Here is an 18062-nt window from a genome sequence, read left to right as displayed (position 1 = left end):
ACTGGCCCGTCGACGGCCAACCCTTGCCGTCAGTGGGCGATATTCTCCAATGCCAGGTTACGCGTTCGCGGCCCGAACCAACTGATGGTAATCATCACAATCAACATGCTGCTTGCGATAAACGCCAGCACGCCCGGTGTGCCCAGGTGTTCGAGGATAAAACCGATCAGCAGGCTGCTGAACACCGTGGACAAGCGGCTGAACGAGTAGCAGAACCCTACCGCCCGCGCACGGATATTGGTGGGGAATAATTCGCTCTGATACGAGTGATAGCTGAAGCTCAGCCAGGCGTTGCAGAAGGTGATCATCACCCCACAGAAGATCAGCCCCACCGCCGTGGTTTGCACGGCGAACAGGCTGCCGAAGATCACCGCGCCCAAGGCCGAGCCGACAATCTGCCACTTGTTCTCAAAACGGTTGGCGACCTTCACGAACAGCAGCGGGCCCAGCGGATAGGCGAGCGTGATGATAAAGGCGTAGAGCAGACTGTGGGTCACGCTGACGCCCTGGCCCGACAGCAAGGCGGGCAGCCAGTTGCCAAAGCCGAAGAAACCGATGGCCTGGAACACATGGAAGACGATCAGCATCAAGGCGCGACGGCGGTAGGGCGGTTGCCAGATATCGGCGAAACGGCCGCTGCCCTGCACGCTGACAGCTTCGGGTTCCGGCGCATCCAGAGGCTTGCCGTGATCCTTCAGGCAGCGCGCTTCAAGGGTGTCCATGATCGTGCCAGCTTCCTCGAAACGACCTTTCTGCGCCAGCCAGCGCGGTGATTCCGGCAGGCGCTTGCGCAGTTGCCAGATAAACAATGCAAACACCGCACTGCTGAGCACCACCCAGCGCCAACCGGAGATCCCGAACGGCGCCTGGGGCACCAGCCACCATGACATCAGCGCCACCGCCGGCACCGACAGGAACTGGATGAAAAATGCAAAGGCAAACGCCGAACTGCGCATGCGCTTGGGCACCAGTTCCGACAGATAGGCGTCGATCGTCACCAGTTCAATGCCCAGTCCGATCCCCACCAGAAAGCGCATGCAGATAATGCCCAGTGCGGACGTCTGGATGCCCATCAGCACCGTGGCGACGGTGTACCAGATCAGCGCAAAGGTGAAGATCGCCCGGCGCCCGAACCGATCGGCGATGGGGCTCAGCAGGCTGGCGCCGAGGAACAGGCCGAGGAAGGTGGCCGAGGCGAACGCGGCCTGGTCGGAAAAGCCGAACACGCCTTGGCTGCCCGTGTGGAAAATCCCGTCGCTGATCAGGCCTGGGCTGATATAGGCCGTCTGGAACAGGTCATACAGCTCGAAAAAACCGCCGATCGACAACAAGGCCACCAGGCGCCAGATGCTGGCGACGGCGGGCAGGCGGTCGATACGTGCGCTGATGTGGGCGGCGCGGGTCGGGTCGATGCCGTCAGTGGTAGAGCGTGCAGGCATGGGTCAGAACACTCAGTAAGTGATGGGGATTTCAAAGACCTGAAACGCATCATCCACCGGTTGGTAACCCAACACACGTGTGGTTTCGCTCAGGTCCAGGCGCTTGAAGCGATTATTGGAAATGCCATGGGCGACCAGGTGTTTCACATCGCGTGTGTCCACCGCGCACTGCAGCAGTTGCACCGCATCGCGCGGGCTGAGCCACGCGCTGAGGTCGCGGGCGTTGTTCAGGTCTGCGTGCTGGGGAAACTCAAACGCGCCAATGCGCACGGCGATGGTGGAGAGCGGGGTTTTGGCCGCGTAATAGCCACACAGCGCCTCACCGTAGCATTTGGTCACGCCATACAGGTTGGCCGGCATCACATGCATGTCGGGGGTGATCTCACGGTCTACCGGATAACCTTCGACAGCTTGCGCGCTGCTGGCATATACCAGGCGCTGCACGCCGGCGGCCACGGCGGCCTCGAACAGGTAGGTGGTGGCGAGGATATTATTGGGTAGCAGCTCCTCGAACGACGCATCGGGGTCCGGGATACCCGAGAGGTGTACAACCACCTCGATGTTTTCGAGCAGGCTGGCGAGGACGGATTTGTCGCTCAGGTCAGCGTGCACGAAGCGGTGTTCGCCGAGCGCGAAGTCCGGCTCGACACGGTCGGTCAAGGTGAAGCGGTAGCGGTCTTTCGACGCCTCGAAAAAGGTCTTGCCGATTTTGCCGCAGGCGCCGGTCAGCAGTACGTTGAGTCCGTTCATGGTGTGTCCTTGTTCAATTATGGCCGTCGAGCGCGAAGGTCTTGAAGCCTGCATGCTGCCCGCCGAGTCGTTGATAATACGCCGCGATGGCGGGGTAGGGCGGACGCTCCATGGGCGTCACCTGCCAGCGGTGCACCGAGAGGCCGATCAGGATATCGGCGAGGGTGAATTCATCGCCGGCTACGTAAGCGCCAGTCTTGGCCAACTGTTGTTCCAGAATGCCCATCACGCTGTTCCAGCGTTGCACGGCGGCGGCAATCTGTGTTGCGTCCAGGCCGTCGGGATTGTTACGCACCAGCGCGGTGAACGCATCGCCCCAGGCACGGTTGAGTTCGACCGCTTGCCAGTCGATCCATTGTTCGACGCGCGCCCGTGGCGCGGGCTCGACGGGCAGCAGGTCAGTGCGTTGATAGAGGCCGACCAGGTAGCGGCAGATGGTATTGGATTCCCACAGCACGCCATGGTCGTCGATCAGCACCGGCACCTGGGCATTGGGGTTCAAGGCGAGAAATTCGGGGGATTGGGTGGGCTTGAAGCCGATGCCCCAGTCTTCACGCACGTAGTCGATACCCAGTTCCTGGCAGGTCCACAGTACTTTTCGTACGTTAATGGAGGAGGCGCGGCCCAAGATTTTCAGTGAATGTCCCATGGTGCTTCCTTGGCGATGACAAGGGGTTCAATTTAGCAGAGGCATGGGGTAGGGGGGCGAGGTTCTTGTCAGGCGTTGGCGTTAAGAGCTCTCTGGCGAGCGAAGGGCCCTTAGCGCGTCAAATGAATAAAAAATACTTCTTCAACGTGAAGGGCCAGTCAGATTAACAACACCGTTCGTTATCTTCATTTCCGGTTCACCTTCTTCCATGCCTGGCGCGTTGAAGCTAAACGTCCCCTCCAATAGCGAGTTGGCGAAATCAACACTGGATAGCGTGAAGGTTCCACTCTCCGCATAGTAGTTCCATCCAAATTCCGTGTAACTATGATAATAATAGGCAAACACTTTCTCGCCTTCCCCAATGTTGAAAGTTCCACAGGAGATATCTTTATCTAGGTAGATGTATACAGCTCGACCCCTTGCTCTGTTGTGGCCAACGATTACAACTCGGGTACCGCCCGTGTCTCGAAGAGTCACTGACTCTGAGGTGAATGGGTGGGGGGAAATCGATATATTGCAGCCGATCACACCTTTGGCGAACAGCGTTTTCTTGGAGGTGAGCGAGTACATGGCAAGATCCTTTTCAGTGAGAATCAAGTGTCAGGAGATATCCTTGACGATGTACTTATAAGGCGCCCACCGGCGCTTGCCTACTGTCAAAGTTGACAGGTAGGGGGAGGAAAAACAGCCATGTTTAGCATGGGGGGGGCAGCCCCCTCCCACATTTTGACCGAGTAGGGACTTAAGCGCGTGGTGTGTGTTGGTCCATGGCCTTGCCCACCAGCAAGACGCTCAGCTCGCTCAATTGGTGGATGGCCAGGGCTACGTCGCGTTGCTTGCCAATGAGGTGATCGGACAGGTCGAGCAGCAAGGTGCTGACGGAGCACACGGTTTCGTAGCTGTTGATCAGCAGGGTTTCGGTAGAAATATCGGGGAAGACGGTGAAGAGGGTGTTTGGCGGCGTGTCGATTTCTTTGAACATTGCAATGCTCCTGGTTTAGGAGGTCCAAAAATGGGCTACTAAACCCGATCACCGAGAAATTCAGCGACCGGCAAACCTTAAAGACCGCCACCCCGTCACACAAGCCGGCGGATTCTGACGTAACCGTAGGTAATGGAGCAAGGCACTTGGCGTGATGTCAGTCGCTTCCTACAGCCTTCCTACGTGCCCGTGATCGTTCCTACGCCTTGCTTGGTACAGATCATGTGAACGCTTTACGAACATCGACATCCGGGCATAGAAAATCAATGTGATAGCCATTAGTACCATCGCCAACAGCCACATGAACGCCACTGACGCCCTCGTTCATCTGAGAGTTAATGCTGAAATCTATAATGGGCGTAATTGCCTGATTTACGCCTATGGCGAATTCGGTGAGGTGTGCTCCTCTTTTTCCCGCCGCGCGTTTAATCAGGTCGGCATAATCTCGGTTGTCTACGGTGAATGACATGACCTTATTGCCTTCGACCTTCAGGCTGGCCTGTTTTGAAGCAACTTCACCAATCAGTGTAGTGAGTGAGTTTGTGATGTCAGAAGGCGCGCTTTGCGCTTTTCTCAGAACGGTCAGAATTCCACTCACTCGGAACTCTCCATTGACAGTGAAAGGGCAAGCCGTTTGGGGCTGCATATGAGCAAGGTGGACTTCGAAAAACTCGGCGGCTGAGTGAACGAAGTTATCCTTTAAATCTCCGTCAAGCATTGCATAGGGCACCGCGCTGGATAAAACGTTTACAGTGGATTGGGTTGAAGGTCCTGTCAGGGCAAGGGGGGACTTACAGTTAATCAATTCTAAGGCTTTTCGCTGCTCCTTGAGCGCTTGTGTAATGTCGCTTTTTAGAAAGCACTCTAAGCTATATAGTGCATTGTTGATTGTGTTTTCAAAAACATGTATAGGGAAAAATACACAGCGCGTTTTAGCGGTGAGCCTAGCTAGGTCAAATGTCTTTTTTGCAGCGCAGTCACTAAACGAAAACACCAGGCTATTTTGATCCAGTGACTGAGCTTGCATAATATTTTTTGTCGTAAAGTGCTGAAGACTACAGTACTCAAGAAACTGTGGTGAGTCGGAAGTGATCACAAGGTTTCCCTTGTCCAGCACTGTGGTTTTGGGCGCTATCATAGGTGGGCTCCTACATGCGAAGACGCCAAAGCCTAAGCCTTGGCGCTTCAGTGCTTCAATTAAGGCCACGACAGCGGTGGCCAGGTAAACGCTTCTGAATCAGGCGTTTTGCGATTGAGCTGTTGTTCGTTCAATTGATCTAAGGTTTTCATTTTGCCTCCTACCTTATTGGTCCGGTTCTGTTTGTAAGCACCCCGTTGGGCGGGGTGAAGACATTAGCTCTCCAAAGGGGGCAGATTGAAAGTATTGAATGAAGGTTTTTATATGTATTTATTTTAAGTCAGAGGTTTTTATGATTTTTTACGAAGTCTGTAAGTAACGTCTGTACGTAGCATCTGAAAATATAGTTTCTCAGTGTCTGGCTGTTGCGCTCGTAAAGTTTCAAGGCGTAGTTTTTGTACTTCTGGCTTTTACGGTGCAGGAGATGCAGATATGTATCCAAGCAGAAAAGTTATAAGTGCCGCCGAACTGAAACGAGCCCTGACATTAGAGGATCTCACCGACCCCAGCCCCGAGCCGCACGCAGTGCGACTATTGCTTGATCAAATTCTCCAAGGTCTGACCTCGCGTCATTGGCCTGACCCTCAGTGGCTGGAAGGGCCGCGTGTGGTTTCGGCCCACGATAACTACGGGCTGCTCGGCTATGACACCCGCGAAATTACCCTGGGCAGTGCCCACACCCGTTGGGTCGATGACACCAGCCTGCTGCGTACTCAAACCACCAGTTTGATTCCGGCAGCGTTACAGCGAGCCAGTGAAAACCGCCAGCCTGGGCAGATGAGGCTGTTGGCGGCGCCCGGCATGACATTTCGACGTGATAGCCGTGATCGCTGGCATTGCGCGGAACCGCATCAGATGGACCTGTGGGTATTGGGCGAGCCGCAGCTTGCTGAGCGGGACCAGCTACTGCGCCTGGTGGGAGACATCCTGGACATTGCGGTGCCCGCCATGGAATGGGTGTTCTCGGACAGCCCCCACCATTACACCGAAGGTGGTATCGAGGTGAACTTGATCCTTGATGGAGAACCGATCGAGGTGTTGGAGTGCGGCTGCATCGCCCGGTCGTTACTTGAACGCTTGAATATCGATCCGCACCACCACGGCGGCCTGGCTTTGGGGATGGGCCTGGATCGTTTGACCATGCTGCGCAAGGGCATTCCGGATATTCGACTCCTGCGTGATACCCATCCCCGCGTCAGGGCGCAAATGTTCGACTTGAAGCCGTGGCAGCCGATTTCTCGATTGCCTTCGATTACCCGAGACATTTCTCTTGCGGTGACGCCGGGGCAAAGCGAAGAAGTTATCACTGAGAAGATGCTGCTCGCCGCAGGTGAGGACGCAGCGTGGGTGGAAGAAATGCAGATCAAGGGGCGCTGGTCTCGAGATGAGTTGCCAGCGCAAGCAATCGCTCGCCTGGGGTTGTTGCCTGGGCAAGAGAACATCCTGCTTCGTATCGTGTTACGCGATTGCTCGCGATCCATCGGTTCGCGGGAGGCCAACGCGCTATACGAGCGTATCCAGGCAGCGTTGCACGAAGGCGCAGAGGGCGGCGGCTACAGGCTTGCTCCGTCCGACTAAGCGCGAGCCTTCACGTACTCTCCCGCACCTGCAATTCAAACCCCATATCCACCACCGGCTTGGCGATCTTGTTACCCGCCATGATCGTCAGCAGATGCTCCGCCGCACGCCGGCCGATGGCTTCGCGGGGCGTGCTGATGCTGCTCAGGCGCGGCACCATGAAGGAGGATGCGGGCAAATCGTTAAAGCCCAGCACCGCTACGCGCTGCGGCACGTTGATGCCGTGGCGCATGGCTTCGAGCAGGGCGCCCTGGGCCAGGTCGTCGTTGCCGAAGAAGATCGCATCCACATCGGGATGAGCCGCCAGCAGCTGTAAAAACAGTTCGCCACCCAGGCCGACCGACGAAGGGCGCGGGGTCAGCAATTCCAGCGCCGGGTCATACAGGCCAGCCTTTTGCAGTGCTCGGCGGAAACCTTCGCCACGCAGCAACGTGCGTTGATCCAGTTGCGCGCCGATGTAAGCCAAGCGTTTGTACCCCCGGGACAGCAGGTGCGCCGCCGCCGTCTCACCCGCCGCCAACTGCGAGAAACCCACGCAGTTCACGCCGGCATTCGGGTCCAGGTCCATCATATATACGCAGGGCACGTTGCTGGCCTCGACCATCCGTCGCGCGCTTTCGGTGCGGTCGAACCCGGTCAGCAGCAAACCTCGAGGCTGGTAGGCCATGTAGTTGCGCAACAGGTTTTCTTCTTCGTCACGGGAATAGTGGAAGTTACCGATCAGTACTTCAAAACCCTTGGGCCGCAGCACCTGGTGAATGGCTTCCAATGTTTCGATAAACAGCAGGTTGGACAAGGACGGCACCAGCACCACCACCGAATGGCTCTGGGCCGACGCCAGCGCACGGGCAGCGGGGTTGACCACGTAGTTGAGTTCGGCGGCGGCTTGCTGGACTTTTTCCACCAGTTCGGCGGCGACGGTGCTGATACCGCGCAGGGCGCGGGAGGCGGTGATCGGGCTGACGCCGGCCAGACGGGCAACTTCATTCAATGTGGGGCGACCGGTGGTACGGGTATTTTTATCGTTCTTGGAGGTCATCAGGCGGCTTGCCAAACAAAAATCGAGGCACTAAGGTAGCGCTGTCTCCAAACGGCTGCAAATGCTTGAACGTTGGGTTGCCTGATCCCGTTCAAATGATTGGAGCGGATGCACGCGTCACTCCATAAAAAAAGACAAGACGGCGCGGGAAAAGCCTGTTTTTGCACTAGCCTTACACTGTGCAAAGGTAGCGCTATCTGCGTCCTGAGGTGTTTATGAGTCAACCTGTTACTGCCCTGGTCATCATGGGTGTTGCCGGCTGTGGCAAAACCAGCGTCAGCGAGGCCCTGTGCCGTCTGAACGGCGCCACCGCCATTGAAGGCGACAGCTTTCACCCCGCCGCGAACATCGAAAAGATGAGCGCCGGCCACCCCCTCAACGACGACGACCGCGCCGGCTGGCTCGACATCCTCTGCGATGAACTGCGCCGTTCGCTCAAGGCCGGGGAGCATCCGGTGCTCACCTGTTCGGCCCTGAAAAAGAAATACCGCGATCACCTGCGCGAAGCCGCGCCGGGCCTGGGCTTTGTATTCCTGGAGCTGACCCGTGAAGTGGCCGCCGACCGCGTGTCCCATCGCCCGGGCCATTTCATGCCGGCCAGCCTGATCGACAGCCAGTTCGCCACCCTTGAATCGCCCAAGGGCGAGCCGCTGACCCTGGCTCTCAACGCCAGCGAAGACAGCGTCGAGGAGCTGGCCGAGCAGACCAACACCTGGTGGCGCAAGCACGGCTTTGAACCTAATCAGTAATTTTTTGCCGGAAAGATAGCGCTATCCCCGGCAGGAAGTTCACCACCCGCTTTAATAACAACAACAAACAGGAGAGACCCCCCATGTTTGGCATGTCCCACGAGTCATACCTGCTGCTAGACGCAGTAGTCACTATCATCGGGTTGATCGTTCTGATCACCAAGTTCAAGGTGCACCCGTTCATTGCACTGATCATCGCGGCCGGTTTCCTCGGCCTGACCTCGGGCATGCCCGTGGACAAGATCATCAAGGCGTTCCAGGACGGTTTCGGCGGGGTGCTCGGCTTTGTCGGCATCATCCTCGCGCTGGGTACCATGCTCGGCAAGATGATGGCCGAGTCCGGCGGCGCCGATCAGATCGCCCAGACGTTGATCCGCGCCTTCGGCAAGGACAAGGTCCAGTGGGCCATGATGTTCGCCGCGTTCCTGGTGGGCATCCCGCTGTTCTTCGAGATTGGCTTTGTGCTGCTGATCCCGCTGGTGTTTATCGTTGCGCGGCGTACCGGTGTGTCGCTGATCAAGATAGGTATTCCGCTGCTCGCCGGCCTCTCGGCAGTGCACGGCCTGGTGCCGCCGCACCCGGGCCCGCTGCTGGCCATCGGCGTGTTTGGCGCGGATATCGGCAAGACCATCCTGTATGGCCTGATCGTCGCACTGCCCACCGCCATTATTGCCGGCCCGATCTTCGGTACGTTCATCGCCAAGTACATTCCGGGCAATCCGTCCCAGGAACTGGTGGATCAACTGGCCCGCGAGACCGATAACAAATCGCTGCCAAGCTTCGGCATCACCCTGGTCACCGTGCTGCTGCCGGTGTTTTTGATGCTGCTCAAGACCTTCGCCGACATCGCGTTCGCCGAAGGCAACGTGGTGCGCAACTGGATGGACATGATCGGTCACCCGATCACCGCGCTGTTGCTGGCGTTGCTGCTGTCGCTGTACACCTTCGGCCATCGCCAGGGCATCCATTCCAAGCAGATCCTCAAACTGCTCGACGCCAGCCTTGCGCCGACCGCCGCGATCATCCTGATCATCGGTGCCGGTGGCGGCTTCAAGCAGATGCTGGTGACCAGCGGCGTGGGCGACGTGATCGGCCACATGGCGGTGAATGCACAGATCAACCCGATCCTGCTGGCGTGGCTGGTGGCGGCGGTGATTCGGATTGCCACAGGCTCCGCAACCGTGGCGACCATTACCGGCGCAGGCATCGTGGTGCCGGTGGTGGGCATGATTCCTGGGGTTAACCGCGAGCTGCTGGTGTTGGCGACGGGGGCGGGGTCGTTGATCCTGTCGCACGTCAACGACGCGGGGTTCTGGCTGGTCAAGCAGTACTTCAACATGACCGTGGCCGAGACATTCAAGACCTGGACGGCGATGGAGACCATTCTGTCGGTGGTGGCGCTGATCTTCATCATGCTGCTGTCGTTGGTGGTGTAAGCCACACCACCACAGCAGATGTGGAAACCCAATCCAATGTGGGAGGGGGCTTGCCCCCGATAGCAGGGTGTCAGTCACTGCATGTGGTGACTGATTCACCGCGATCGGGAGCAAGCCCCCTCCCACTTTTTGACCGAGTCGGGCGCTGATCTTGGTCATGCTGCTGTCGTTGGCGGTCTAAGCCACACCCCGCAACAAAAGCTGGAAACCCAACCCAATGTGGGAGGGGGCTTGCCCCGATAGCAGGGTTTCAGCCACTGCATGTGGTGGCTGATTCACCGCCATCGGGAGCAAGCCCCCTCCCACATTTTTTTGACCGAGTCAGGCGCTGATCTTCATCATGCTGCTGTTGTTGGTGGTGTAAGCCACACCACCCAACAAAGCTGGAAACCCAATCCAATGTGGGAGGGGGCTTGCTCCCGATAGCAGAGTGTCAGTCACTGCATGTGGTGACTGATCCACCGCCATCGGGAGCAAGCCCCCTCCCACAATTTTGACCGAGTCGGGCGCTGATCTTCGGCATGTTGCTGTCGTTGGCGGTCTAAGCCACACCCCGCACCAAAAGCTGGAAACCCAATCCATTGTGGGAGGGGGCTTGCCCCCGATAGCAGGGTGTCAGCCACTGCATGTGGTGGCTGATTCACCGCTATCGGGAGCAAGCCCCCTCCCACTTTTTGACCGAGTCAGACGCCGGGTTTTGCTACCAGCCCGTCCGCCCGGAACATCCCGCGAATTCCCCGCACCGCCTGGCGAATCCGGTCCTGGTTCTCGATCAGCGCGAAGCGCACGTGATCGTCACCATACTCACCAAAGCCAATCCCCGGCGATACACATACCTTCGCCTCCAGCAGCAGTTTCTTGGCAAACTCCAGCGAGCCCATGGCGGCATACTGCTCGGGAATCTTGGCCCAGACATACATCGACGCCTTCGGATTTTCCACCATCCAGCCCAGCTCATGCAGACCCTTTACCAGCACGTTACGGCGCTGACGATACTGCTCGGCAATGTCTTTCACACACTGCTGGTCACCTTCCAGCGCCGCAATCGCGGCGACTTGCAGCGGGGTGAAGGTACCGTAGTCGTGGTAACTCTTGATCCGCGCCAGGGCGTTGACCAGTTCCGGGTTGCCCACCATGAAGCCGATACGCCAGCCGGCCATGTTGTAGCTCTTGGACAGGGTGAAAAACTCCACCGCGATGTCCTTGGCGCCGGGCACTTGCATGATCGACGGGGCTTTCCAGCCGTCGTAGACGATGTCGGCGTAGGCCAGGTCATGCACCACCAGCACGTCATATTGCTTGGCCAGGGCGATCACGCGCTCGAAGAAATCCAGCTCCACGCACTGTGCGGTGGGGTTGGACGGGAAGCCGAGGATCATCATTTTCGGCTTGGGGATCGAGCCGCGAATCGCCCGCTCAAGCTCGGCGAAGAAGTCCACGCCCGGCACCAGCGGCACCGAGCGCACTTGGGCGCCGGCAATCACGGCGCCGTAGATGTGAATCGGGTAGCTGGGGTTGGGCACCAGCACAGTGTCGCCCTGGTCCAGGGTGGCCAGCATCAAGTGCGCCAGGCCTTCTTTGGAACCGATGGTGACGATGGCTTCCGACTCGGGGTCGATGTCCACCTCATAACGATCTTTGTACCAACGCGAAATTGCCCGGCGCAGGCGCGGAATGCCTTTGGACGTGGAGTAGCCGTGGGTGTCTTCACGCTGGGCGACGGTGACCATTTTCTCCACGATGTGCGGGGGCGTGGCGCCGTCGGGGTTACCCATGCTCAAGTCGATGATGTCTTCGCCGCGCCGACGCGCAGCCATCTTCAGCTCGGCAGTGATATTGAACACGTAGGGGGGGAGTCGATCTATGCGCGCAAAGCGGCGCGGCGAACCTTGGTCTGCCATTGTTGCCTCGAGGTACGTAAGCGCCCGGAACCGTCCGAGCGACGTCGGCCACTGCGGTGGCCTGCGGCAGACAATACGGTCGATGATGGCCAGTTGTCCAGATGCGTAGGAAAAATTTCCACATGGAGCGCGATACGGATATGCCCCTATACTCGATGCGGGTTTGTTCCCTCATAAGAAGGAGACTGTTCGTATGGATCAGCAGACAAAACAACCGCTGGAGCCACGCATGGAAGCCGGCAAGGCCATGGTGATCGCCGGCGTTCAGGGGCGCTATTCGAAGGCTACCGTGGGCGATATCCCCAATCTGTGGGAGTTGTTCGACACGTGCATCAAGGACATCAAAAAGCGCGTCGGCGGCGTGACGTATGGTGTTTGCCATAACCCCAAGCACGGCGAATTCGACTACATGGCCGGTGTTGAAGTCCCGACCAAGGGCGATGTGCCGAGCAATTTCCAGTTCATCGAAATTGCGCCGCTCAATTACGCCGTGTTCACGCATTACGGGCCGGTGCGGGCGCTGGAACAGACGTACGAGCGCATCATGTTCGAATGGCTGCCGCATTCGGGCTACAAGGTGATGGGCGCGGATTTCGAGCGCTACAGTGCGGACTTTGACGGGAAAAAGGGCACCGGGACGGTGGAAATCTGGCTGCCGGTTGGACAGAAAGCCTGAGAGCCAAAACCGGGGGCGACTCAGCCCCCGAAGCTATTTTGATAACCTTGAGCGGATTGACGTATGGCGCTCGCCACCTCAGGTGCCAACCGGCAGTAGTCATCTTCGCGCTTGAGCACCATTTCAAGGGTCTGCAACAGCGCCTGGATACGCTCCTCGGGATGTTCGACTTCGCAGGTCCTGGCAAACTCGAGGATGCCCAGGCGCGAGGCGAATAACGATTTATTTCCGCCCAGGTCCAATGCCAGTGAGTCCTCCGGGATGTAAGCGGTGGTGTTTGGCAAGGCGATTGCGCAGTTGCTCCAGCACGTAGCCTTCGGGCAAATTCATCTGAAAGATAGGGTGCAGGTCCCGGCGACGGTATTCTTCCGCGCGGACGGGCATCGACAGGCTGATTGCGCTGTCGGCTTTTGCGTTATCGCTATACCGGAACAAATAGTCTTGAGCACCGACCAGCACGCTGCCGCTGTCCCCTTGAGGCGTATGAACGCGTAGCGTGGGGCTATTCATTGAACAAGTCCTCCAGTTCCTCCAGGGTCGGCAAGGTCACAGGCACCAATTTGAATTCGCTGCCCAAGGCGGCAACTACCCGAGCATAGGCATTCATCGAGACCGAGAGGCTGCCTTTTTCGATTTCGATCAGTTTTTGCCGGGTAATTCCGGCCAACTTCGCCAGATCCACCTGCTTATATCCGCGATTCAAGCGCATGGTGCGCAGCTGGACGCCGAGTCGTTGAGTAATTACAGAAGTGTCCATGTCGCGTATACATTACTTTGCTGTTGTTAAGTTATGTATACGTTACATTTTAGCGTTGTCAACACCGGGCTGACTAAACACCCATCTCAACCTGCGCTCATACCCAATCCTTCCCCTGTAAGCCTCACCGCTATCCACCCAACCGGCTGCCAGATACAACCCCATCGCCGCTTCATTGTCCGCATCCACCGACAATTCCAGTGCCTTGATCTGCGGCCACGCCTGTAGTGCCACCTCCGGCAGCGCATGCAAACAGGCTTTGCCAAACCCACGACCCTGCTGATGCCGATCGACCTGCAATGCATGCAGCGTCGCACTGTGTTCGTCGGCCCAATGGGGTAGGCAAGGTGGGCGTTTGAGGAGCAGGAAGGCTACCGGCCGCTCGTCGGCGAGCAGGGCGAAGCCTTTGATAGCGTCGGGGTTGGGGTTGACCAGCAGGCTGTTCAGCGCGCAATAGATATCACCCGAAAATGCCAGTTGTTCTGGATTGACTTCCAGGCCGTCGAGCAGCTGTTTTTGTACAGCATTCAGCGCCTGATAGGGGACGAGGCGGGTTTCCATGTGCGGCATATCCGAAATCCTACAAAGAGGGGCGGATTCTAGCGTTTTTGCCGGAGGCGACATTATTTTTGTGCGGACTGTCGATTTGCCTGCAGTGCGTTCGACTAAGGGTGTCTTTCGTGATTTTCCAACCCAAGGAGTCATCGCCATGAGCACTGCAATTAATAGTCTGATCGAGCAATGGAAGCACGCCGTCGTCAGCCGTGATATCGATAAGATTGTCAGCTTTTACGCCGACGATATCGTCTCGTTCGACGCCGTGACCGCACTGCAATTCAAGGGCAAGGCGGCCTATCGCGCGCACTGGGAAGCGTGCATGGAGCATTGCCCCGGCCCGGGTATTTTCGAGTTTCATGAGTTGCACATCGTGGAGGCGCAAGAGAGCGCGTTTGCCCATTGGCTCGCCCACTGCGGCGGCGCCGGGCCGGATGGCGAGGTGAAGGCATGCTGGATGCGCGTCACTGCCGGCTATCAGCGTATCGACGGTCAGTGGAAGGTGGTGCATGAACACTGGTCGGCGCCTTTCGATATGCAAAGCGGCACTGCTCTGTTTGACCTCAAGCCTTGAGCGTTGCGGACTATAGTCAGTCATCCGAACACGGAGAACGCCATGAAATACCTGTGCCTGATCTACAGCAACGAACAGGAGTTGCACGCCTCGCCCGAGAGCCCGGCTGACACCGAGTGTTTCGCTTACGCCGAAGCGATACAAAAAAGCGGCCGCATGCTCGCCGCCGAGCCGCTGGAGTCGGTCAGCACCGCCACCACCGTGCGCATGCGCAATGGCAAGCTTTCGATCACCGACGGACCCTTCGCCGAAACCAAGGAACAGCTCGCCGGGTTCTACCTGATCGAGGCCAAGGATTTGAATGAAGCCATCCAGGTGGCCGGTGGCATTCCGGCAGCGCGGGTCGGCAGTGTGGAAGTGCGTCCCGTGCGTCAATTGAACCTGGCGTGATGACGCATAACCTGCAGGTCGAACGTATTTACCGCAGCGAATCACGCCGTGTACTCGCGACGCTGATTCGCCTGCTCGGTGATTTCGACCTGGCCGAGGAGGCCTTGCACGAGGCATTTTTCGTCGCCGTGCAACGCTGGCCCCACGACGGCATACCGGATAATCCACGGGCCTGGCTGGTGTCGACCGGGCGCTTCAAGGCCATCGACCGCTTGCGTCGCCAGGCGCGTTTTACCCCGTTGTTGCAGGAGCAGGCGGATGCGCTGGAGGCGGCTGACTGGAGTGCTGAAGACGTGGAAGACGACCGCCTGCGCCTGATCTTCACCTGTTGCCACCCGGCCCTGGCGGCCGACGCCCAGGCGGCGCTGACCTTGCGTGAAATCTGCGACCTGAGCACCGAAGAAATCGCCCGCGCGTTTCTCGCCACGCCGGTCACCATCGCGCAACGCATCGTGCGGGCCAAGCACAAGATCCGTGACGCGAAAATTCCCTATCAAGTGCCGTCCCTGGCCGAGCTGCCCGAGCGCCTCGACAGCGTGCTGCGCGTGATTTACCTGGTGTTCAACGAGGGCTATTCGGCCTCCACCGGCGCCGACCTCACGCGCGAAGACTTGACCCGCGAAGCCATTCGCCTCGGCCGTTTGCTGATGGAGCTGTTGCCGGAGCCCGAAGTCATGGGCTTATTGGCGCTGATGCTGCTGCATGAATCGCGTCGGTCGGCACGCACGTCGGCTAGCGGTGAACTGGTGTTGCTGAATGAACAGGACCGCTCGCTGTGGGACGCGTCCTTGATTGCTGAAGGTTGCGCACTGGTGGAACGGGCGCTGACGACACCGCGCTTCGGGTCGTATTGCCTGCAGGCGGCGATTGCCGCCGTACATGCTGAGGCGCCGAATGCAAAGGCAACCGACTGGCCGCAGATAGTCGGGCTCTACGATGTCTTGCTTCGGGCCGTGCCGTCGCCGGTGATCGAGCTGAACCGGGCGGTGGCAGTGGCGATGGGGCAGGGGCCGTTAGCGGGCCTGGCGCTGGTAGACGGCATTCTGCAGCGCGGTGAGTTACAGGATTATCACTTGGCGCATTCGGCGCGGGGTGAATTCTGCCGACAGTTGGGGCGGGTTGATGAAGCGCGCGCCGCCTATGCGCGGGCGCTGACGTTGACCCGGCAAACCCCTGAGCAGCACTTCCTCGAACAGCGGCTGGCCGAACTCCAAGCCCATCAACAGTGACTCACTCGAGCATCTTGCCCAGCAACCAACTGCCCGCCGGCCCCGGTGGGTTCTGTCGCGACCACACCGCATCCACCGCCACCGAGCGGGGCCAGCTGCGCACCTTGAGTTCGACCAATTGCCCACCGCCAAAACGCTCCACCAGCCAGCGCGGGATCGGAGCCCAGCCGAAGCCCAGTTGCGCCATCTCCATCAACATCAGGTAACTGGGGGCCGACCATACGCGCTGGGTGCCGCGGTTTTCATTGGGATTGATGATGCTCGCCAAGCGCAACTCCCGGTGCAGCTGCAGCGTCTGCGGGTGAACCTTGGCCAGGCTTGCCAACGGGTGTTTACGCGAGACGAACAGCGCGATTTCGGTACGTTCTTCAACGGGGGCAAACGTAAGGTCCGGCGGGTAAACCTCCTGCTGTTCGATAAACGCGATGTGTGTGCGGCCACTTTGCACCAGCGCGATCAAGTCTTCGCATTCAGCGATCAGGCATTCCAACTCAAGGTCCGGGTAGCGTTGTTCAAAGGCGCTGAGGGCAACCTCGAAGTGGTCGGACTGGTAAGTATCGGACATGGCGATACTCAGCTTCGGCTCCAAGCCCTGGGCCAATTGGCTCGCCGCCAACTCCAGCCGGCTGCTGGCCTCCAGCACCTGCTCCGCACGTTGCAATAACACCTGGCCGGCCGGGGTCAGCGTGGGTTTGCGGCTGCTGCGATCGAACAGCACCACGTCCAGGTCAATCTCCAGGCTCGCCACCGCCGCGCTGATGGTGGACTGGCTCTTGCCCAGCTTGCGTGCCGCCGCAGAAAACGAGCCTTGGGTCGCTGCCTGGACAAACGCCTGGAGCACTTCATGGGACGCCATGAGTATCGCCTTGATCGATGGTTATTAGTTATGAAGTATCGACTCACGGGGTAATCATGGCAACCGTCGTCCTTCACGGAGCCGGGTCATGAACCCTACCAAGTCGATTACTGAACGCGTTCTCCAAGCCCTGGGTTTTGAAGGTTTGGCGTTGTTGATCTGTACGCCCTTGCTGGTCTGGGTGACCGGCCGACCGGCCCTGGAAATGGGCGCGGTGACCCTGGGTATCAGCTTGCTGGCGCTGAGCTGGAACGTCATTTTCAACAGCGTCTTCGACCGCCTTAAAGTGCGCCTGCAACTGCCCGGCGGCGGCTGGACGCGGGTGCTGCACGCGCTGCTGTTCGAAGGTGGCCTGATCCTGCTGGCGGTGCCCTTGATTGCCGCCTTGATGAAGATCAGCCTGTTGGACGCCTTCATCCTCGACATCGGGGTGCTGCTGTTTTTCCTGCCGTACACCTATGTCTATCACTGGGGCTATGACGTGATACGCGAAAGAATTACCAGCAAGACCCCGATTTCCCTGTGAGCGCCAGGCGCCTACAGGAACATGCCGCCGGAAGCCTCAATGCGCTGGCCGGTGATCCATTGACTGCCATCGGCCAGCAGCAGCGCGATGGCGCCGCCAATGTCGTCGGGTAAACCGGCGCGGCCCAGGGCGGTGTTGTTGGCGACCATGGCATTGATGTCAGCGTTGTCGCGCACCGCACCACCGCCGAAGTCGGTTTCAATCGCGCCGGGGGCTAGGATATTGACGCTGATGCCACGCGCGCCCAGTTCCTTGGCCTGGTAGCGGGTCAGCACTTCCATCGCGCCTTTCATGGCCGCGTAGGCGGCGTAGCCCGGCAGGCTGAAACGCGCCAGGCCGCTGGACACATTGAGAATGCGCCCACCGTCGCGAATCAACGGCAACAGCTTCTGTGTGAGAAAAAACGGTCCCTTGAAATGAATCGCCACCAGTTGGTCGAACTGGGCTTCGGTGGTTTCGGCAAAGCTTGCATGCAGGCCGATACCGGCATTGTTGATCAGAAAATCAAAGCGGTCCTGTGCGAAAACATCCTTGAGCGCGCCGGTAACTTCATTGACGAACCCTGCGAACGTCGCGCTCTGGCTCACGTCCAGTTGCAACATGGCGGCGCGGCCGCCCAGTTGTTCGATCTGCGCCACTAACGCCTGGGCCTCATCGGCCTTGCTGTGGTAGGTACCGATGATATCGACGCCCTGGGCGGCCAGGTGCAGTGCAGCGCTTTTGCCCAAGCCGCGGCTGGCGCCGGTGATCAGTGCGATTTTACGTGTGGTCATGCTGCAGTCCTCTAAGGTGATGGTGGGACTGAGTGTATTTGTACGCCGGCAACGTGATAAACATG

At 58.7% G+C, this 18062-nt stretch carries 21 protein-coding genes and 1 pseudogene; 8 read left to right on the top strand and 14 right to left on the bottom strand.

Annotated features, from left to right (window positions below; genetic code table 11):
* Window positions 1-29: 29 nt before the first annotated feature.
* The 6 genes from C4J92_RS20405 to C4J92_RS20380 form a co-directional block, all read right to left on the bottom strand.
* Window positions 30-1439, bottom strand: coding sequence for an MFS transporter (locus C4J92_RS20405; protein WP_124405085.1), 1410 nt, complete (start codon window positions 1437-1439; stop codon window positions 30-32).
* Between the two features lie 12 nt (window positions 1440-1451).
* Entirely contained in the window at window positions 1452-2189 is a 738-nt protein-coding gene (locus C4J92_RS20400) for an NAD(P)-dependent oxidoreductase (RefSeq protein ID WP_124405084.1), read from the bottom strand.
* Between the two features lie 13 nt (window positions 2190-2202).
* Window positions 2203-2838: a glutathione S-transferase family protein gene (locus C4J92_RS20395; protein WP_124364099.1), complete on the bottom strand. Its 636-nt coding sequence runs from the start codon at window positions 2836-2838 to the stop codon at window positions 2203-2205.
* Window positions 2839-2979: 141 nt separating this feature from the next.
* Entirely contained in the window at window positions 2980-3408 is a 429-nt protein-coding gene (locus tag C4J92_RS20390) for a DUF6252 family protein (RefSeq protein WP_124405083.1), read from the bottom strand.
* Window positions 3409-3580: 172 nt separating this feature from the next.
* Entirely contained in the window at window positions 3581-3820 is a 240-nt protein-coding gene (locus C4J92_RS20385) for a DUF6124 family protein (protein WP_124405082.1), read from the bottom strand.
* 220 nt (window positions 3821-4040) lie between these two features.
* Complete coding sequence (locus C4J92_RS20380) at window positions 4041-4958, bottom strand: hypothetical protein (RefSeq protein WP_124405081.1); 918 nt, start codon at window positions 4956-4958, stop codon at window positions 4041-4043.
* A 432-nt stretch (window positions 4959-5390) separates the two neighbouring features.
* Between C4J92_RS20380 and C4J92_RS20375 the strand changes: the two genes are divergently transcribed.
* Window positions 5391-6536 carry a hypothetical protein gene (locus C4J92_RS20375; RefSeq protein ID WP_124405080.1) on the top strand — a complete coding sequence of 382 codons (1146 nt, stop codon included), beginning with the start codon at window positions 5391-5393 and terminating at the stop codon, window positions 6534-6536.
* A gap of 10 nt (window positions 6537-6546) precedes the next feature.
* Here C4J92_RS20375 and C4J92_RS20370 read toward each other — a convergent pair whose 3' ends face one another.
* A complete protein-coding gene (locus C4J92_RS20370; RefSeq protein ID WP_164487570.1) occupies window positions 6547-7578 on the bottom strand; it encodes a LacI family DNA-binding transcriptional regulator in 1032 nt (343 codons plus the stop codon).
* 212 nt (window positions 7579-7790) lie between these two features.
* Here C4J92_RS20370 and C4J92_RS20365 point away from each other — a divergent pair, with 212 nt between their 5' ends.
* Window positions 7791-8324 (top strand): gluconokinase, encoded by a 534-nt coding sequence (locus C4J92_RS20365; protein ID WP_124405078.1) that lies wholly within the window; start codon window positions 7791-7793, stop codon window positions 8322-8324.
* 83 nt (window positions 8325-8407) lie between these two features.
* Window positions 8408-9760: a GntP family permease gene (locus tag C4J92_RS20360; protein WP_124405077.1), complete on the top strand. Its 1353-nt coding sequence runs from the start codon at window positions 8408-8410 to the stop codon at window positions 9758-9760.
* A gap of 683 nt (window positions 9761-10443) precedes the next feature.
* Here the strand turns inward: C4J92_RS20360 and alaC are convergent.
* Window positions 10444-11661: an alanine transaminase gene (alaC, locus tag C4J92_RS20355; protein ID WP_124364091.1), complete on the bottom strand. Its 1218-nt coding sequence runs from the start codon at window positions 11659-11661 to the stop codon at window positions 10444-10446.
* Between the two features lie 193 nt (window positions 11662-11854).
* Between alaC and C4J92_RS20350 the strand changes: the two genes are divergently transcribed.
* Window positions 11855-12337: a GyrI-like domain-containing protein gene (locus C4J92_RS20350; RefSeq protein ID WP_124364090.1), complete on the top strand. Its 483-nt coding sequence runs from the start codon at window positions 11855-11857 to the stop codon at window positions 12335-12337.
* 20 nt (window positions 12338-12357) lie between these two features.
* Here C4J92_RS20350 and C4J92_RS27550 read toward each other — a convergent pair whose 3' ends face one another.
* The 4 genes and pseudogenes from C4J92_RS27550 to C4J92_RS20330 all read right to left on the bottom strand — a co-directional run bounded on the left by C4J92_RS27550 (window position 12358) and on the right by C4J92_RS20330 (window position 13655).
* Entirely contained in the window at window positions 12358-12579 is a 222-nt protein-coding gene (locus C4J92_RS27550; protein ID WP_124405076.1) for a hypothetical protein, read from the bottom strand.
* Between the two features lie 16 nt (window positions 12580-12595).
* A pseudogene (locus tag C4J92_RS27545) lies at window positions 12596-12847 on the bottom strand (HipA N-terminal domain-containing protein); the annotation flags it as partial.
* Window positions 12840-13094 carry a helix-turn-helix domain-containing protein gene (locus C4J92_RS20335; RefSeq protein WP_124364088.1) on the bottom strand — a complete coding sequence of 85 codons (255 nt, stop codon included), beginning with the start codon at window positions 13092-13094 and terminating at the stop codon, window positions 12840-12842. The gene C4J92_RS20335 and the pseudogene C4J92_RS27545, both read right to left, overlap by 8 nt.
* A gap of 42 nt (window positions 13095-13136) precedes the next feature.
* On the bottom strand, window positions 13137-13655 hold the full coding sequence (locus C4J92_RS20330) for an N-acetyltransferase (RefSeq protein ID WP_124405074.1): 519 nt from the start codon (window positions 13653-13655) through the stop codon (window positions 13137-13139).
* A gap of 148 nt (window positions 13656-13803) precedes the next feature.
* On the opposite strand from C4J92_RS20330, the gene C4J92_RS20325 reads away from it, so the two are divergent.
* From C4J92_RS20325 to C4J92_RS20315, 3 genes are read left to right on the top strand one after another with little or no spacing between them, the layout of a single operon-like run.
* Window positions 13804-14223 (top strand): nuclear transport factor 2 family protein, encoded by a 420-nt coding sequence (locus C4J92_RS20325; RefSeq protein ID WP_124405073.1) that lies wholly within the window; start codon window positions 13804-13806, stop codon window positions 14221-14223.
* Between the two features lie 42 nt (window positions 14224-14265).
* Entirely contained in the window at window positions 14266-14613 is a 348-nt protein-coding gene (locus tag C4J92_RS20320; protein WP_124405072.1) for a YciI family protein, read from the top strand.
* Entirely contained in the window at window positions 14613-15842 is a 1230-nt protein-coding gene (locus C4J92_RS20315) for an RNA polymerase sigma factor (RefSeq protein ID WP_124405071.1), read from the top strand. The genes C4J92_RS20320 and C4J92_RS20315 overlap by 1 nt, the downstream gene beginning before the upstream one ends.
* 1 nt (window position 15843) lies before the next feature.
* Here the strand turns inward: C4J92_RS20315 and C4J92_RS20310 are convergent, their stop codons facing one another.
* On the bottom strand, window positions 15844-16698 hold the full coding sequence (locus C4J92_RS20310) for a LysR family transcriptional regulator (protein WP_124405070.1): 855 nt from the start codon (window positions 16696-16698) through the stop codon (window positions 15844-15846).
* 88 nt (window positions 16699-16786) lie between these two features.
* On the opposite strand from C4J92_RS20310, the gene C4J92_RS20305 reads away from it, so the two are divergent.
* Entirely contained in the window at window positions 16787-17224 is a 438-nt protein-coding gene (locus C4J92_RS20305; RefSeq protein WP_124405069.1) for a multidrug/biocide efflux PACE transporter, read from the top strand.
* Window positions 17225-17235: 11 nt separating this feature from the next.
* On the opposite strand, the gene C4J92_RS20300 is transcribed toward C4J92_RS20305, so the two are convergent.
* Window positions 17236-17997 (bottom strand): SDR family NAD(P)-dependent oxidoreductase, encoded by a 762-nt coding sequence (locus C4J92_RS20300; RefSeq protein ID WP_124405068.1) that lies wholly within the window; start codon window positions 17995-17997, stop codon window positions 17236-17238.
* Window positions 17998-18062 lie beyond the last annotated feature (65 nt).

Source organism: Pseudomonas sp. R3-18-08 (assembly GCF_003852065.1).
Lineage (GTDB): Bacteria > Pseudomonadota > Gammaproteobacteria > Pseudomonadales > Pseudomonadaceae > Aquipseudomonas.
The sequence above is the reverse complement of the archived record's forward strand: the minus strand, read 5'-3'. Positions and strand labels throughout refer to the sequence as shown.

What these genes read in the sequence shown, in the direction of transcription:
- C4J92_RS20405 (WP_124405085.1), bottom strand. Translation starts at nt 1,439, where the DNA reads ATGCCTGCACGCTCTACCACTGACGGCATCGACCCGACCCGCGCCGCC.
- C4J92_RS20400 (WP_124405084.1), bottom strand. Translation starts at nt 2,189, where the DNA reads ATGAACGGACTCAACGTACTGCTGACCGGCGCCTGCGGCAAAATCGGC.
- C4J92_RS20395 (WP_124364099.1), bottom strand. Translation starts at nt 2,838, where the DNA reads ATGGGACATTCACTGAAAATCTTGGGCCGCGCCTCCTCCATTAACGTA.
- C4J92_RS20390 (WP_124405083.1), bottom strand. Translation starts at nt 3,408, where the DNA reads ATGTACTCGCTCACCTCCAAGAAAACGCTGTTCGCCAAAGGTGTGATC.
- C4J92_RS20385 (WP_124405082.1), bottom strand. Translation starts at nt 3,820, where the DNA reads ATGTTCAAAGAAATCGACACGCCGCCAAACACCCTCTTCACCGTCTTC.
- C4J92_RS20380 (WP_124405081.1), bottom strand. Translation starts at nt 4,958, where the DNA reads ATGATAGCGCCCAAAACCACAGTGCTGGACAAGGGAAACCTTGTGATC.
- C4J92_RS20375 (WP_124405080.1), top strand. Translation starts at nt 5,391, where the DNA reads ATGTATCCAAGCAGAAAAGTTATAAGTGCCGCCGAACTGAAACGAGCC.
- C4J92_RS20365 (WP_124405078.1), top strand. Translation starts at nt 7,791, where the DNA reads ATGAGTCAACCTGTTACTGCCCTGGTCATCATGGGTGTTGCCGGCTGT.
- C4J92_RS20360 (WP_124405077.1), top strand. Translation starts at nt 8,408, where the DNA reads ATGTTTGGCATGTCCCACGAGTCATACCTGCTGCTAGACGCAGTAGTC.
- alaC (WP_124364091.1), bottom strand. Translation starts at nt 11,661, where the DNA reads ATGGCAGACCAAGGTTCGCCGCGCCGCTTTGCGCGCATAGATCGACTC.
- C4J92_RS20350 (WP_124364090.1), top strand. Translation starts at nt 11,855, where the DNA reads ATGGATCAGCAGACAAAACAACCGCTGGAGCCACGCATGGAAGCCGGC.
- C4J92_RS20335 (WP_124364088.1), bottom strand. Translation starts at nt 13,094, where the DNA reads ATGGACACTTCTGTAATTACTCAACGACTCGGCGTCCAGCTGCGCACC.
- C4J92_RS20330 (WP_124405074.1), bottom strand. Translation starts at nt 13,655, where the DNA reads ATGGAAACCCGCCTCGTCCCCTATCAGGCGCTGAATGCTGTACAAAAA.
- C4J92_RS20325 (WP_124405073.1), top strand. Translation starts at nt 13,804, where the DNA reads ATGAGCACTGCAATTAATAGTCTGATCGAGCAATGGAAGCACGCCGTC.
- C4J92_RS20320 (WP_124405072.1), top strand. Translation starts at nt 14,266, where the DNA reads ATGAAATACCTGTGCCTGATCTACAGCAACGAACAGGAGTTGCACGCC.
- C4J92_RS20315 (WP_124405071.1), top strand. Translation starts at nt 14,613, where the DNA reads ATGACGCATAACCTGCAGGTCGAACGTATTTACCGCAGCGAATCACGC.
- C4J92_RS20310 (WP_124405070.1), bottom strand. Translation starts at nt 16,698, where the DNA reads ATGGCGTCCCATGAAGTGCTCCAGGCGTTTGTCCAGGCAGCGACCCAA.
- C4J92_RS20305 (WP_124405069.1), top strand. Translation starts at nt 16,787, where the DNA reads ATGAACCCTACCAAGTCGATTACTGAACGCGTTCTCCAAGCCCTGGGT.
- C4J92_RS20300 (WP_124405068.1), bottom strand. Translation starts at nt 17,997, where the DNA reads ATGACCACACGTAAAATCGCACTGATCACCGGCGCCAGCCGCGGCTTG.